This window comes from Neotamlana nanhaiensis, from assembly GCF_000943555.1.
Taxonomy (GTDB): domain Bacteria; phylum Bacteroidota; class Bacteroidia; order Flavobacteriales; family Flavobacteriaceae; genus Neotamlana; species Neotamlana nanhaiensis.
Window position 1 is genome coordinate 117,284 of the sequence record NZ_JTDV01000005.1, and the last position, 16,039, is coordinate 133,322.

Annotated in this window: 16 protein-coding genes and 1 tRNA gene; 8 read left to right on the forward strand and 9 right to left on the reverse strand. The window is 31.7% G+C overall.

What is annotated here, in order from left to right; all coding sequences use genetic code 11:
- Window positions 1–22 precede the first annotated feature (22 nt).
- Window positions 23–589, reverse strand: coding sequence for an outer membrane beta-barrel protein (locus PK35_RS08055; RefSeq protein WP_082048551.1), 567 nt, complete (start codon window positions 587–589; stop codon window positions 23–25).
- A 93-nt stretch (window positions 590–682) separates the two neighbouring features.
- Window positions 683–1,771 (reverse strand): DUF3667 domain-containing protein, encoded by a 1,089-nt coding sequence (locus PK35_RS08060; protein ID WP_044626195.1) that lies wholly within the window; start codon window positions 1,769–1,771, stop codon window positions 683–685.
- 201 nt (window positions 1,772–1,972) lie between these two features.
- On the opposite strand from PK35_RS08060, the gene PK35_RS08065 reads away from it, so the two are divergent.
- Together PK35_RS08065 and PK35_RS08070 are read left to right on the forward strand one after the other, a co-directional pair.
- Window positions 1,973–2,638: a hypothetical protein gene (locus tag PK35_RS08065; protein ID WP_044626196.1), complete on the forward strand. Its 666-nt coding sequence runs from the start codon at window positions 1,973–1,975 to the stop codon at window positions 2,636–2,638.
- Window positions 2,639–2,804: 166 nt separating this feature from the next.
- The gene (locus tag PK35_RS08070; RefSeq protein ID WP_044626197.1) at window positions 2,805–3,995 is read left to right on the forward strand and encodes a hypothetical protein; all 1,191 of its coding nucleotides are present in this window, start codon (window positions 2,805–2,807) and stop codon (window positions 3,993–3,995) included.
- Window positions 3,996–4,318: 323 nt separating this feature from the next.
- On the opposite strand, the gene murA is transcribed toward PK35_RS08070, so the two are convergent.
- From murA to PK35_RS08085, 3 genes are all read right to left on the reverse strand, one after another.
- Window positions 4,319–5,629 (reverse strand): UDP-N-acetylglucosamine 1-carboxyvinyltransferase, encoded by a 1,311-nt coding sequence (gene murA, locus PK35_RS08075; protein WP_044626198.1) that lies wholly within the window; start codon window positions 5,627–5,629, stop codon window positions 4,319–4,321.
- Window positions 5,630–5,634: 5 nt separating this feature from the next.
- Window positions 5,635–6,276, reverse strand: coding sequence for a DUF4290 domain-containing protein (locus PK35_RS08080; protein ID WP_044626199.1), 642 nt, complete (start codon window positions 6,274–6,276; stop codon window positions 5,635–5,637).
- A gap of 64 nt (window positions 6,277–6,340) precedes the next feature.
- Window positions 6,341–6,634 (reverse strand): DUF493 family protein, encoded by a 294-nt coding sequence (locus tag PK35_RS08085; RefSeq protein ID WP_044626200.1) that lies wholly within the window; start codon window positions 6,632–6,634, stop codon window positions 6,341–6,343.
- 87 nt (window positions 6,635–6,721) lie between these two features.
- On the opposite strand from PK35_RS08085, the gene PK35_RS08090 reads away from it, so the two are divergent.
- From PK35_RS08090 to PK35_RS08110, 5 genes are all read left to right on the forward strand, one after another.
- Window positions 6,722–7,261, forward strand: a complete 540-nt coding sequence (locus PK35_RS08090) for an AAA family ATPase (protein ID WP_044626201.1) — start codon at window positions 6,722–6,724, stop codon at window positions 7,259–7,261.
- Window positions 7,262–9,166, forward strand: a complete 1,905-nt coding sequence (locus tag PK35_RS08095; protein WP_044626202.1) for a RecQ family ATP-dependent DNA helicase — start codon at window positions 7,262–7,264, stop codon at window positions 9,164–9,166.
- A 13-nt stretch (window positions 9,167–9,179) separates the two neighbouring features.
- A complete protein-coding gene (gene fmt, locus PK35_RS08100) occupies window positions 9,180–10,127 on the forward strand; it encodes a methionyl-tRNA formyltransferase (RefSeq protein WP_082048552.1) in 948 nt (315 codons plus the stop codon).
- 190 nt (window positions 10,128–10,317) lie between these two features.
- Entirely contained in the window at window positions 10,318–10,590 is a 273-nt protein-coding gene (locus tag PK35_RS08105) for an HU family DNA-binding protein (protein WP_044626204.1), read from the forward strand.
- A gap of 120 nt (window positions 10,591–10,710) precedes the next feature.
- Complete coding sequence (locus PK35_RS08110) at window positions 10,711–11,271, forward strand: YqgE/AlgH family protein (RefSeq protein WP_044626205.1); 561 nt, start codon at window positions 10,711–10,713, stop codon at window positions 11,269–11,271.
- On the opposite strand, the gene PK35_RS08115 is transcribed toward PK35_RS08110, so the two are convergent.
- A complete protein-coding gene (locus tag PK35_RS08115) occupies window positions 11,268–12,110 on the reverse strand; it encodes an aminotransferase class IV (RefSeq protein ID WP_044626206.1) in 843 nt (280 codons plus the stop codon). The two genes, PK35_RS08110 and PK35_RS08115, sit on opposite strands and share 4 nt — an antisense overlap.
- Window positions 12,111–12,167: 57 nt before the next feature.
- Entirely contained in the window at window positions 12,168–12,560 is a 393-nt protein-coding gene (locus PK35_RS08120) for an START-like domain-containing protein (protein ID WP_044626207.1), read from the reverse strand.
- Window positions 12,561–12,741: 181 nt separating this feature from the next.
- On the opposite strand from PK35_RS08120, the gene PK35_RS08125 reads away from it, so the two are divergent.
- Window positions 12,742–12,815, forward strand: a tRNA-Met gene (locus tag PK35_RS08125).
- 499 nt (window positions 12,816–13,314) lie between these two features.
- Here PK35_RS08125 and PK35_RS08130 read toward each other — a convergent pair.
- Both PK35_RS08130 and PK35_RS08135 read right to left on the reverse strand, forming a co-directional pair.
- The gene (locus tag PK35_RS08130) at window positions 13,315–15,549 is read right to left on the reverse strand and encodes a toxin-antitoxin system YwqK family antitoxin (RefSeq protein WP_238320901.1); all 2,235 of its coding nucleotides are present in this window, start codon (window positions 15,547–15,549) and stop codon (window positions 13,315–13,317) included.
- Between the two features lie 109 nt (window positions 15,550–15,658).
- Complete coding sequence (locus tag PK35_RS08135) at window positions 15,659–16,036, reverse strand: PH domain-containing protein (protein WP_044626209.1); 378 nt, start codon at window positions 16,034–16,036, stop codon at window positions 15,659–15,661.
- Window positions 16,037–16,039 lie beyond the last annotated feature (3 nt).

Here is a 16,039-nt window from a genome sequence, read left to right on the forward strand (position 1 = left end):
CTTCTTAAAAAGTTATTTTCATTTAAAATTCGTAGCCTATTCCAATTTGTATACCTCGCAACCTGGAGGTTTGATTTCCAGAGGAATCATCAATTAAATTGGCTAAACCTAGGTTATACCTTGCGTTAACATTAAAATTTTCAATAAAACTATATGAAGCTCCAATATCTACACCAAAATTAAAAGATTTAATGCCATTTGGTGGATCTATAATATATCCAATATTTGGACCAGCTAAAGCGTTAAGATTTTCAATCACCTCATACTTCGCTAATATTGGTAGTTGAATTTGCCCTAAATCTTCAATATGAATATAATCAATTTCTGGTTGTAGTTCAAACTTGTCGGCAATTTCAATATCAGTTAAATAATATCCTATAAAAAAGCCCGATCTAGTTGTGGTATTCTTGAATTCGGCCATAGCGTTGGTGTTAGTTTTAGCCTGGGTTGATTTTGCCATAGAAGAAACATTAAAGCTGTCGTACCTATAATATTCCGAAGCCCCAATATAGCCACCTCTTACACCGCCACAAGACGTAAATATCATACTAATTAGACTAAGGGAGATTAGTACATTAAACTTTCGCATGATATAAAATTTTAAATTATTACCTACTAAAAGTACGATAAATACATTTAAATACGAAAAATTTAAAAACTATTCAATACTACACGCTTAATTTTAATAAAACAGAAACGAGAACAAGCCTAAAACAACAACTGTTGCAGGTATTACAATAGACATAAATAAAAAAGTTAATACACTACCTTTAACAAAACTCACGAACTTACCTTGCTTATAAAAGTATTTTAAAGCGATAACCAAATATATAAATGTAGAAAGTGCAATTAATAAATTAGTACCTGTTGGCAACAAAAACACAAAATTTACAGCAAGCATAATACTAAATGTTGCAAATAAAAACGAAAAAAAGTAAAAACTAAAAACCAAATGATGTGCGTATAAACCTCGTTTCCAATAAAATAGTTTTAACATAAAGGCAAAAATTGGCAGTAAAAAAAACATCGCAATAGGAATAGTATCGAAAAAAGCTTGTAAAATACTACCTCCTCGCCTAGATTTATAAAATTTTAATGCCTGGGCATACATGCGTTTACTAAACCAATTATCATCGTCATCCATTCCCATGCTTTTATAAATTTCTTTATCTGAAGCATTTTTAACTATAAGTGAATCTATTTCTGCTTCATTAAAACTAAAGCTTATGGGTGATTTTGTTTTATTAGTAGCATCAATAGCTATAGAATCTATTTTTTCCTCGGAAAGATTCGTTAATTCCTGAGTGTTTAATAACGCTTTTTTTAATTCGGCCTTAGCAATGGAATCTTCCAGCATTTCTTTTTTTAGCTCAATGGAATCTTTTAATTGTTCGTATGTAATTGACTTATCTGTATTTGCTTCAATTTTTTTAGCAAATTTTTTATCGAAGTTTTCAACCTGTTTTCGTTGAATAAATGAAAATAAAAAGAAAAATATAATAGTTACAAACAAATACATTTGCGCCGGATGCAAATATAACAAGCGTTTACCAGCAACAAACTTACTCGCTAAAAAGCCTGGTTTAAATAACAACGGAAAAAAACTTTTGAAAAAACGTGCATCGAAAGCAAAATAATTTTGAATGGTATTTGCAAATAATACGCCAACAGTTAGCTTGTCTCTTGCTTGTTGCCCACAATGCGGACAAAATTTATAAGCCGAATAAAATACCTTTTCACAATTTTTACAAGTTTCTAAAAGTTCACTCATGCATTATTTTTTTTGATTGACTATTTAAAAGTAATAAAACAAACCGTAAACACACAAAACATAACTCCTTCACAAACAAATATTTACATTTTTGGCACGCAAATTGAAAACCATTTAGCAACAGCATGAGCCTAAATGCTATTCGTTTTAAATAATTTAAATCGAAAAATTTTAGGATTATTAAATTAAAATTGAAAGATTATGAAAAGAGTATTATTATTATGTGCAGGATTATTTATTGGTACTTCTGCATTCGCAACAACACTAAACAATCAAGCTGTAACCCAAACCACAAATAATGCAAAACGCTACCATTATGCGCAACCAATAACTTTTATTGAACGCGGTGTAGAATTTTTAATTTTTCCTGACGGAAGTTTCGATTTTAACACACATATTCTTGATGATTTCTATAATGATGATGTGTATTTTAAAAGTAACTCGAAGCGCAGTAGCATAAACGCTTCGTATCGCGGTCCAAACGTAAATGTGAACTTTACAACAAATCGTGGTAATCGTGGCGTAAATATTGTTACCGACCGAAATGGTAAAGTAAGACGAATTGGAAACGTATTTATTAATTACGATAGATATGGTAACATTACGCGAGCAGGATCGGTTTTTATTCGCTATGGTCGTGGCAGAAATGCAACCTTAACACAAGTTGGTGGTTTATATGTTAATTACAACCGTTGGGGCGAAATTATAAACACAAGAGGTTATGTAAATTATAATAATAGAAATTGTAATTACGATGTAATTTCTAACAACGATAGGTATAATGAAAATGATTATTACAACGGCGATAATTATTACTACTACAAACAAAACGGTACAGTAAAAAAGCAAAAGAAAAACAGAAGATAGATTTTTATTAGTTGAACAAAAACTCCAAACATCATAATTGATTTTTGGGGTTTTATTTTTTTTAAACCACACTTAAACAACTAACAACAAAACAGTTACGTGTTACTGCTTGTTTTTGGCACGCTGTTTGTAATTACTAAACTGAATAACAAAAACATTCAAGATTATGAAAAAGTATATATTTATATTAGCAGGCTTATTACTAGTAAGTTTTGGTGCTAATGCGGCTACTACTAACAAGAGTACTAACACAAATGCTACTGCATTTTATGGTGGTTACGGCAATTCATTTATTTTTGTTGAAAACGGTATTGAATTTTCGGTTTTTCGCGATGGTCAATTCGATTTTAATATCATTCAAGGGAATTCACGTTTTAGTGTTTCGGTAGGATCGCCAAACGTAAATATTAGCTTTAATTCGGGTTACGATTACAATCCTTATGTACAATACGACGAGTATGGTGCTATAATTCAAATTGAAAACACCCCAATTTACTACGATTATTACGGGCGTGTAAACCAGATAGGAAACGTTAATATAAACTATAACAATTTTGGTTTTGTTTCGCGCGTAGGTGGTTTATATGTGCACTACAACAGGTATAATGCTTTTTCACACTGTACGGGCTTTATTAATGTTTACAACAGAGGTTATATTTTCCGTCCGTGGCATCGTTTTTATGTAGTTCCTCCTATTGCCCACTGTGTAGTTTTTAACAGACCATACAGACAATATTACACTCCCGTTCGTTATGTTTATACCCGACCATTTTATAACAATTACAGACCAAGAACAGCGGTTTATAGCAGACGCGGAAATACCATTGCAAGAAACCGTAGTTATGCTACTGTAAACCGAAGCAAACGAAATGTTACTCGTATAAATACGAACGCAAACAGAAATTACACGTCTCGAAATAATAAGTCTCGTAACAATAATGTTGCTACAACTAGAAGAAATACTACCGTAAATTCTCATAGAGCCACAACCAATAGAAATAACACCGTTACTAGAAACACTAAAACACAGGTTAATAGAAACGAAAATACAGTTACAAAAAATACTAGAACGGTTACCAGAACAACACCTAAGGTTTCAAACTCAAAATCTAGAACAGTTATTAACAGAAATATAACAAATACGAGAAAACCAAACACAACTAATAATCGTAACTACTCTAGAAACAACAATAAAAGTTCACAACGTGTGGTAACAAGAACCCCACAAAGAACGAATAAAACAGCGCAGCGCACAGTAAACAGAAGTTCTCAAAATAGAAGCGCTACTATAAAGAAAAGTACCAGAAGTAATTCTGGAAACAATACAAGATCGACATCAACACGACGACGATCGTAACAATTTTGGTTGGTTAGTTAAGAAAGCCCTTCGATAAGTTTGCCTCAAAGCAACGTCGAGGGGTTTTCTGTTTTTATACGCATTTTTATGTTTGTAATAAATTTCACAAATCTTCTCTAAACTGCTCATAATTCGGTTTTTGTGTTTTGCTATTTTACATATAACCCTAAAAATCAGTAAAATACCGTATTGATTTAGGTAATTTCAAATACTAATTTTACTGGAGTTATTCAACCATAACCTATCAACCAAAACCAAAAAATCCTGAGAACTTAATTGCTTTCAGGATTTTTATTTTATAAATTTTATTGAGATACTAGCACTTAATCTAAACGCTCAATTTTTGCGCCAATGGCTCGTAAACGTTCGTCGATATTTTCGTAACCTCTATCAATCTGTTCAATATTCATAATAGTTGATGTGCCTTTAGCTGATAATGCAGCAATTAACAACGACACACCTGCACGAATATCGGGCGATGTCATAGTTGTGGCTTTTAACGTCGATTTAAAATCATGCCCAATAACTGTGGCTCTATGCGGATCGCAAAGTATAATTTTTGCTCCCATATCAATCAATTTATCAACAAAAAACAAGCGACTTTCAAACATTTTTTGATGAATTAATACACTACCCCTCGCCTGTGTCGCTACAACTAAAACAATACTCAATAAATCTGGTGTAAAACCAGGCCATGGAGCATCGGCAATGGTTAAAATAGAACCATCAATAAAACTTTGGATTTCGTAACCATTTGTATGCGCAGGAATGTGTATATCATCACCTTGTTTTTCAACTGTAATTCCTAATTTTCTAAAAGTTTCAGGAATTAAACCTAAATCGTTCCAACTTACATTAGTTATGGTTAATTCACTTTTAGTCATAGCAGCAAGACCAATCCAGCTACCAATTTCAATCATATCTGGTAACATGGTGTGCTCTGTTCCACCAAGGCTATCAACACCATCAATAATTAACATGTTAGAACCAACACCGCTAATTTTGGCACCCATTCGATTCAACATTTTACAAAGCTGTTGTAAATAGGGTTCACAAGCAGCATTATAAATAGTGGTTTGTCCTTCAGCTAAAACAGCAGCCATTACAATATTGGCTGTTCCCGTTACCGATGCTTCTTCAAGCAACATGTAAGTACCTTTTAGTCTTTTAGCTTCAACACCATAAAATTGCTCTTCTTTGCTATAACCAAATTTAGCACCTAGTTTTATTAAACCTTCAAAATGGGTATCTAATCGTCGACGACCAATTTTATCGCCACCTGGTTTTGGGATGTAACCTTTACCAAAACGTGCTAAAAGTGGCCCAACTATCATTATAGAACCTCGTAAACCACGACCATCTATTTTAAATTGTTCGGATTCCAGATATGTTAAGTTTACCTCGTCGGCTTGAAATGTATAAGTACTTTTGCTAAGTTTTTCAATTTTAACACCAAGTTTTTCTAGTAACTTAATTAGTTTGTTAACATCAACAATATCGGGTATGTTGTTAATGGTAACTTTTTCTGGTGTTAACAAAACAGCGCATAAAATTTGTAAAGCTTCGTTTTTTGCGCCTTGTGGTTGAATGCTGCCTTTTAATTGATGGCCGCCTTCAATTTTAAATGTTCCCATAAAGTTTAGTAGCGTTTTCTTTGACGATTATTCTTTTTGTGGTGTCCTCCTTTTTTGTTGTTCGAGAATTTTCCTTTATTTCTCATTAAACTTGAAGCATCGGTTAAATCTTCATCAGAGTTTTTAAGGTTAATTTTTCCGCCAGAAAGTTCGAATAAATGATCGTAAATGACATCATCTTCAACCGTGTCTTTATTCCAGTTTAAAAAACATTTTTTCATGTGGTTTGCAATAGTATACACTAAGGCTTCCTTTAAATCGCCATCTTCCCAAGTGTTAGCCACATCAATCATTGTTTTAATATTATTACCGTAAAAACGATATTTCGGATGGTTTTGTGGGTATTTTAAAGGCTCTGGGCGCTCATCAAAAAGTTCTTTGGTAGGTTTTTCGTAAGGCGAATCTACATCTAATTCAAAATTAGACATAATAAATAATTGATCCCAAAGCTTATGCTGAAAATCGGGTACATCGCGTAAATGTGGTTGCATGTTTCCCATAACAGCTATGATGGCTTTGGCTATTTTATTGCGTTCTTCTTTATTTTCAATGGCTTTCGCATGATTAATCATTTTCTGCATATGTCGTCCGTATTCCGGAATGATTAAATGCTCGCGTTCGGTATTGTATTCTAAATTATCTATCAAAATAAATGTGAAGTTTTAAATTTTTGCACGTAGTAATTATGCAATCGCAAAGTACGAAAAAAAACTAAAGACTAATGACGCCTTCTACTTTTTCTGCTACTTCTTTATATTTTTCGATTACAGCATCAGGATTTTTCATCACTAAGTTTATAGAAACACTAGTATATTTTCCGTTTTTAGACTCAACCGTATTTATAACAGCGCCCATATTATTAAAAATATTCTCTACTTGTACTATTTTGTTAGCATCGGTTTTTACTATAAACTTGTATAAATACTCCGATGGCCACAAAGCCGTGTCGTGTAATTGTGCTTTTAATTTTTTATAAAATTCTTCTGAATTTGGTGTTGCGCTCATAGTTATTTTTATAAGTTGCAAATATAGAGTTTTGTTTCCATTTTTTTTATAGCTCTTTTATTACGATTTTTACCAAAAATTTAAGCATTGAACACCAAACGAATTGTAATTACCGGTGGCCCAGGAACTGGTAAATCTAGCATTATAAACGACCTTATTAAAAGAGATTTTATTTGCCTTGAAGAAATTTCGAGACAAGTTACTATTGAAGCTAAAAAAGACGGCATAGACCAACTGTTTTTAACCAATCCGCTTTTGTTTAGCGAACTGCTTTTAAAAGGACGCCAAAAACAATTTACTGAAGCTAATAATTTTGAAAATAAAACCGTTTTTTTCGATCGAGGTATTCCAGATATTTTGGCTTACATGGATTATATTGGTGACACATACCCACAAAGTTTTATTGATGCTTGTAACGATGCTGTTTACGATGCTGTTTTTATTTTAAAACCTTGGAAAGAAATTTACACAAGCGACAGCGAGCGTTACGAAAATTTTGACCAAGCCTTACAAATACACGATAACTTAGTAAACACCTACAAACAGTACAACTACACATTAATTGACGTCCCTTTTGATACGGTTGAAAACCGCACTAATTTTATACTAAAAGTATTAGGCGTGTAAATGAATCACCCCATTAACATACTTGAGCGTTATTGGAAATTCACCTCGTTTAGAGGTCAACAAGAAGCCATAATTAATGCTGTTTTAGAAGGTGAAGATACTTTTGCTCTTATGCCCACTGGTGGCGGAAAATCTATTTGTTTTCAAGTGCCTGCTTTGGCTAAAGATGGTATTTGCATTGTTATTTCGCCTTTAATTGCTTTAATGAAAGACCAAGTTAAAGCCTTAAACGACAAAGGCATTAAAGCCATGGCTTTAACTAGTGGTATTAGTTATAGCGACCTCGATACCATGCTCGACAATTGTGTTTATGGTAATTACAAATTTTTATATTTATCGCCCGAGCGTTTACAGCAAGAAATTGTGCAAAACCGCATAAAGCAAATGCATGTAAACTTAATTGCGGTTGATGAAGCACACTGTATTTCGCAATGGGGAAACGATTTTCGTCCGGCATATAAAAACATTGCTGTTTTAAGACAAATTCAGCCCACAGTAAATGTGGTGGCTTTAACAGCATCGGCAACCCCAGAAGTTGTTAATGATATTGTTAAGGAACTCGATTTTATTAATCCGAAACTATTTAAACAATCGTTTTTTCGAAGCAATTTGGCATATATGGTTTTTCATGAAGATGACAAACTTTACAAACTCGAAGCCATTTTAAAAAAACACACAGCACCGTCAATTATTTACGTTAGAAACCGTAAGCTAACCAACGAAATTAGCACGTTTTTAAACGCTAAAAACATTAAAGCAACCACTTATCATGGCGGACTAACAAACGATGCAAAAAATAATAACATGTTGGCTTGGTTAAATAACCAAAGTCAGGTTATGGTGGCCACAAATGCTTTTGGAATGGGTATTGACAAGCCCGATGTTAAAACCGTAATACATATAAATTTACCCGAAAGTATTGAAAGCTATTTTCAAGAAGCAGGTCGTGCTGGTAGAAATGGTAACAAAGCTTTTGCGGTTATTTTAAAAAATAATAGCGACGAGGTTTTAATAAAAAATCAGTTTTTAAAAGTGTTGCCTCCTATTGATTTTATAAAGCTAGTATACCGAAAACTGTGTAACTATTTTCAAATTTCGTACGGCGAAGGCGAGTATTTAACCTTCGATTTCGATTTTTACACCTTTAGTAAAACTTATAATTTTAGCTCAACACTTTGTTATAATGCGCTATTGTTACTCGACAGGAACAGCATAATTTCGCTTTCAAGGCAGTTTAAAAACAAAGTTACGCTTCAGTTTATCACCTCAAATAATGCGCTTTTTAACTATTTAAAGCATCATAGTAGTTTCGATATTATCGTAAAATCTATTTTACGCATGTATGGCGGTGTGTTTGATAACGAAACCGCCATCGATTTAAATAAAGTTGTTAATAAATCGTCAGCTTCCGCCGAAAACATAATAACTGTTTTAAAAGAATTAGAGCGTGATGAAATCATCACCTTAAATTTAAGCAAAACCGATGCTCAAATTACATTTATTGAGCCGCGTGAGGATGATAAAACTATCAACAGAATTGCAAAAACTATTACAAAACAAAATAAGCAAAAAGAAAAACAAGTTTCTGCAATGCTTAGCTATATTGAAAACGAAACCACTTGTAAAAGCGAACAGCTTCTCTCCTATTTTGGAGAACAAAACACAGAACCTTGTGGCATTTGCTCGGTGTGTTTAAATCTAAACAAAACATCTAAAAACAAAGATCTTAAACCGATTAAAAATAGCATTATTGAATTGCTACAAACAAAAAATTTATCGTCTAGAGCATTAATTGAAACTTTAAAATGTAACGAAACCGATTTAAAAGCAGCCTTAAAACAGCTTTTAGAACAACAAATTATAACTATAACCGCAACAAATACTTATAAACTAAGTCATTTATAAAAAACAGCAAACAATGAGGAATTTAAGAATTGTATTTATGGGCACGCCAGATTTTGCTGTGGCCACTTTAAAAACACTTATCGAACATAATTATAATGTCGTTGGCGTAATTACAGCTCCCGATAAGCCAGCAGGTCGCGGACGAAAATTAAACGAAAGCGCCGTAAAACAATATGCAAAATCGCAAAATTTAAACATTTTACAACCTACCAATTTAAAAAGCGACAATTTTATTGAAGAACTAAAAGCATTAAACGCCAACTTACAAATAGTAGTAGCTTTTAGAATGTTACCAAAAGTGGTTTGGCAAATGCCCGAATATGGTACATTTAATTTACATGCATCTTTATTACCTAACTACCGCGGTGCCGCGCCTATAAATTGGGCCATAATTAATGGAGAAACAAAAACTGGGGTTTCAACCTTTTTTATAGATGAAAAAATTGATACAGGTGATATGATTTTACAAGAAGAAATTAATATAGAACCTACCGAAAACGCAGGAAGCTTACACGATAAACTCATGCACTTAGGAAGCAATTTAGTATTAACAACCGTTGCAGCCATAGAAAAAGGACCTGTAAAAACCCAAAAACAAAAAGAAAACGTAGATATAAAAACAGCATACAAGTTAAATCGAGATAATTGTAAAATTAATTGGAATAATAGCATTGATGCCATTTATAACCAAGTAAGAGGTTTAAGTCCTTATCCTGCTGCTTGGAGCGAGCTTGTAAATGGCAACGAAACACTTGACGTTAAACTTTATGCTGTAAATAAAGAAATTGAAGACCATAATTATAAAATTGGCCGTATAATAGCTACCAAAAAAGAATTAAAAGTAGCCGTAAAAAACGGATTTATTATAATTGACACAATAAAGCTTCCAGGAAAACGATTAATGGATATAAAATCGTTACTTAACGGATATGCTTTTAATGATGACGCTAAAATGCTGTAAGCCCTTATATTTACTATATATTAACGTAAAAACCGATGAAATACACAGGCTTTATCAACAAATCAAGCAAGTTATTAACAAAAATACGGATTTCCCTTGCTATTACTTGCCTGATTGCATAATCCGTATAAATTTGTAAGGGATTTAACGAAATGTTTAACCACTTTATTAATAATTAAATATTCACATTATGAACAAAACAGATTTAATCGACGCGATGGCAGAACACGCTGGAATTACTAAAGCAGCTGCAAAAAAAGCTTTAGAATGCGCTTTAATTGAAATTGAAGGAGCTTTACAAAAAGGAAACAGAGTTTCTTTAGTAGGTTTTGGTTCTTGGTCAGTTTCTAAAAGAGCGGCTAGAGAAGGAAGAAACCCACAAACTGGAGAGACAATCAAAATTAAAGCTAAAAACGTTGTAAAGTTTAAAGCTGGATCTGATTTATCTGACGCAGTAAACTAATTTATTACAAAATAAATGATTGAGATGCCTTCTATTTAAGAAGGCATTTTTTATTTATATTATTAAAGAGTTGCTTTTTTGGTAAATATATATTAGCTTTAGTTATTAATACCTTAAAATATGGTAACATCAAACCCTCAAAAAGGTAATTTATTAATAGCCGAACCTGCAATTATTGGCGATGTTTCATTTAACCGTTCAATTGTTCTTTTAGCAGACCATACCCACGAAGGCTCCATTGGTTTTATTCTTAATAAACCTCTAGATTTTACTATAAATGATTTAATTCCCGATTTAGACGCCAATTTTAAAGTCTACAATGGCGGGCCAGTAGAACAAGATAATTTATATTTTATTCACAAAGTCCCGCACTTAATACCTAATAGTATTGAAATATCATTGGGCATTTACTGGGGTGGCGATTTTACTAAAGTTGCCGAACTTATTAAAAACAACATCATAAAAGAAACGGATATCCGTTTTTTTCTTGGATATTCGGGTTGGGGCGAGCATCAATTAGAAAAAGAATTAAAAGCTAGTAGCTGGGTAGTCACCGAAAATATTTACAAAAAAAATATTATTGAAAAAGACTACGAAACCTTTTGGAAAGAAAAAATGATTGAACTTGGTGGCGAATATAGTATTTGGTCTAACGCACCAGAACACCCAAGCTACAATTAACCTAACCTTACTTTTACATTTAATTTTTGAAGCAGTGATTTTGCGACTTCATTTTTGTACTGTTTCTTTCGGTATTTCGTGATGGGTTGAATTCCAGTAATAACATTAGTTATAAATAATTCATCGGCTTTTTGAAGCTCGAATGGCGAAATTGACGCTTCCTCAAAAGTAAACTCTGGTAAATCTTTTAAAATATTTAAAATTTGGGTGCGCAACACTCCTTTTAAACAACCATCGGCTAAAGGAGGTGTTTTAATGGTGCTTCCTTTTATTAAAAACAAGTTCCCGTTTAATGCTTCAATCACCTGTTTATTTGTATTTAAAAGTAAACAATTTGCAAACCCGTTTTCGTTGGCAAAAATACTTCCAACCACATTAATTGCTTTATTGTTTGTTTTTAAAGTAGATAATAAACTTGGTGCCACATAATAATCCTTAAACAACTCTACTTCGTATGCTTTTTCATTTAAAGTATAAAAATCGGTTGGTAAAGCTTTGGCTGTAATAATGTAATCTATATCATTATTGTTTGGCAAATACAAACCTCCAGCTACTCTATTAACCAATAATTTTACACGCGCAGTGCTGCTTTTTAAATTTTGAGCTTCAAGCGTTTTTAAAATTTCGGTTTCTAAAAACTCCATTGTAAAACGCATAGGAATTTCCATGCGCAAAATACGCATTGAGGCCATTAACCTAAAGTAATGATCTTCCCAAAATAAAATTTTCCCATGACTTACTTTAATGGTTTCAAAAAGCGCATCGCCATAGGCATACCCCCTATTTTCGGGTGTTAAAATATTGTTTTCGTTTTGTAGCGTACCGTTAAAATTAATCATAAAAAATCCCGCTGTTTTTTAGCGGGACAAATATACTTTAATTAAACTTTTTTTTGGTTATACCGAACCTAAAACGTGCTTTAAACTCGAAATTTGATTATCCCAAAGCATTTTAGCTTCATCTACCTCGTCTTCTTCAGCAAAATCGGTAATAATTAGCGATACATCTTTGGTAATTTCATCTACCTGAATTCGAATTTCAAAATAACACGATTGTCCGTCCTCTTCATCTTCCAGCCATCTAAACTTAACACGTTCGCCACTTTTTTTATTTAATAATTTTGCTTGTTCTTCGCTGTCGTCCCAAATAAAGGTAAATAACTCACCACGAGAGTTTACATTATCTGAAAACCATTCGGATAAACCCGAAGGTGTTGAGATATACTGGTATAATAACTGCGGAGAAGCGTGTATTGGAAATTCAATGTTAAATTTAATTTTGTCGTCCATAGGATTGTTTAAGGATTATGCTGCCTAATATATAAATTTGTTAATTAGTATAATAATAAATTTTATAAATTTTTTCTGAAATAAGTATTTGCAAACCTAATAAATGTTATTATATTTGCACCCGCAATACAGCAATGTAGCTAGTGTTTAAACTTGTTACCGTATTGCTAAATATAAAAATGGCGAGGTAGCTCAGTTGGTTAGAGCGTTGGATTCATAACCCAGAGGTCTCGAGTTCAAATCTCGATCTCGCTACAACAGTAAAAGTCTAATACGAATGTATTAGGCTTTTTTTTATGTGTTTTGCCAAAGGTTGCTCTATAGCGAAACGCATAAAAAAAGGCGAATCATAGATCATGCTCAAAAGTTGCAGTTTAAACAAAAATCTTTATTAATCTACATATGAAGAGTTCAGTATTCTTCAGTCCTCTAAATTGACTTCTAAAGGCTTTGATTTTAGAATTGTAGGAGAAATTGAAATAATTTAGCTAAGAGTACTAGTTTGTCATTCTAAAATTTTTTAACGTAATATTCGTCTCTTATTATAAATTACTTGAACGCTTCTTAATCGATAAGATATCTCGCTAATTTTTCAGAAAGTATACCTACTTTAGTTAGTGAAGCACTCGGGTCTTGAAAACCTTTTTTTCCAGAAAAAATGCTAACCCAAAAAATTGATATACAAAGATTTTAAAAAGTTGAAGTTTGATAGAATCATTTTCGATTTATAAATTTAGAAGAAATTATAGAATATTTATTCTTTTAATACTCCATCTTTATATTTTTCTTTTTTCAACTTTAAACCATCTCTATTGAAATAGGTTGTAAAACCATTTCTATATCCATTTTTAATTCGTCTAATTTGATAATCACCTGTTTTATTATTGCGATAAATAAAATCTCCACTAAAAAATTTATTGGTTTGTAAATTATAATAAAACTCAGATAAAATTAAACCCTTTCTAGACTTGTAGTTTGTAATAACTTTAACGTTTTGTTTTGGGTAATTATTTTCCCATTTACCCGTTTTTTCTCCCTTAAACATATTACCTTTAGTTTCCAAACTACCATCAGGAAAAAACGTTAAAAAAATACCGTTTTTATAGCTTTTTCCAACTTCTTGCAATTGCTGATTAAATAAATCAATAAAGTCGAAATGAGAAATTTCTTTTTGTGGTTTATATACATAATAATCAACCTGCTTTTTACCGCCATTTTCAAGATTTATAGTGTATCGAACCGAGTAATTACTATAGGTTTCTTTTAATACTTCATACTCTTTGTTTATTTTTGTGCCCAAAGAATCAAACACTTTGACACTTTCAAGGTTACCTTTTATAAATTTTTTTATATATTTTTTAGTACCATTTAAGTTATATGAAATATAATTTCCATTTAAAGAATTATTAACATAATTCATCTCTAAAAGTGGTAAATCCTCATTTACATATTCAATCCATTTTCCTTGTTTTACGCCATTTTCGTAATTTCCTTTTCTAAACACATACATTGGGGCTTTCACCGTTTCAATGGTATAAGATTCTATCCATTCACCGTCCTCTTTACCTTTATTATATTTACCCTTGTACCTTAAAATTCCTAAACTGTCATGCATTACATAAGCTCCATGCAGCTCATTGTTCATATAGTTAGCCAATAAATGTATTTTTTTATATTCACGTTTACTACAAGAATCTTTAGATTTACTTCTATTATCATGCTCTTCACATTTATAAGTAGTATAATTTATTTGAGAAAAATACTCTACTTCTCCGTTTCTCATACCATTGCTATAATTTTCTGTAAGAAAAAGTTCTTGCGAATAAGAAGCTTCAATATCACCATTCAAAAACTTTGGATGATAAAATTTCCAAAGCCCAGATTTTAGATCCTTTTTATAGTTACCTTCACTTAATGCACCTGAAAGACTATAATGCTTCCAAAATCCAGTTTTCAAATTATCTTCGTAAGAACCACTATCTGTTAGCAAAAGTTTTGTAGAGTCTGTTTTAATAATGCCTCCCAATAATAATTTATTTAAATCTCTATATATTTTATAAGAACCATTAAGTTTATCATCTCTATAATTCGAAAAAATCAAAGAATCACTAGCGATTTCTTGTGCTGGACCTTGCCTTAAATTATTTTCATAATAAACTTTTGATAATATATGTTCCTTATTTTTATTATCTAAAAAAATTATTTTTGTATACCCTTCAATAGCACCATTAACATAACTCGTTATTAATTTCACATTTACATTACCTGTTTCATTATCATACAAATAATTAACCTCTTCTCCATGGCGTTTATCATTTATATATGGGGTTACGGTTTTTAGTGTTCCATTTCTGTTAAATTCTTTTGCAACTCCCTCGATTTTACCATCTACAATATTATATTGTGTCTCAATTTGATCAGAATCTTCAAAATAAAATGTTTTGAAACCGTTGTTAGGGTCATAAATTCCGGATTTTTTAATTAAATCAAAATGATATGCAGTAAAACTTTTTTCCAAACTAGAATACTCGTCTTTTTTTCTTTTTTCGGTACTAATAGTTAGGAGAAATTTTTTATTCGAATAATTAGAAATAAGTTCATCATCTCTAATTTCATTATTTTTTAATTTATACCCCTTTGATCGTAAGGTACTTTGAATTGATGTGTATTCTGTTGTATTAAATACAGAATACCCGACTTTATTGGGAAATCCTTCGTACGTATATAAATAAAACCATCCTGATGCCTTATCGTTATATTTTGATTTGTTAAAAGACCATGTAATTGTATTATAGCGATCAGAATCTCCTTTTGAAGACTCATAATATTCCCAGCCGTTAGAAATTAAAATTTGGTTTACGTCCTCCCAATTTTCTTTATTACAAATATTTTCTAGTTTACTCAAAGACATTTTTTGAGCACATAAGTTAATAGCAAAAAAAAATAACAGAATATTTAAAAATATAAATTTCATAGATTTATAGTTCATAGCGTTTTTAATTATTATAGTCACGATAAAGAAATTATTCTTCTTGACCTATAATTTAATTCAAAATAAATATATAAAAACTAATTAAATTATTTTTTGCTTCTAATAATTACATCACTTTACCAGCGAAATACTTTTGCACTTCGTAAACATGGATACTTTTATTAAATTTTTTGCTTACAGATGGTAAGTTTTCACTCGAAATCCAGATTTTTAGTTCGGCATCTAAATCGAAGGTCCCTGAAGTTTCTAACGGAAACCTCGATATGCTTTTGTATGGCAACGATTTATATTCTACTTTACTTCCTGTTAAACCTTGCACATCGATAAGGATTAAGCGTTTATTTGTAAACATAAACACATCGCGAAGTAATTTAAAGCCTAATTCTATTTGCTCGTTGCTCGTTAATAATCGCCCATATTTTTCGCTTAGTTTTTCGGCTGAAACTTCGCTCGCGTTTCCTAAAATTTTATTGAATAAGCCCATACG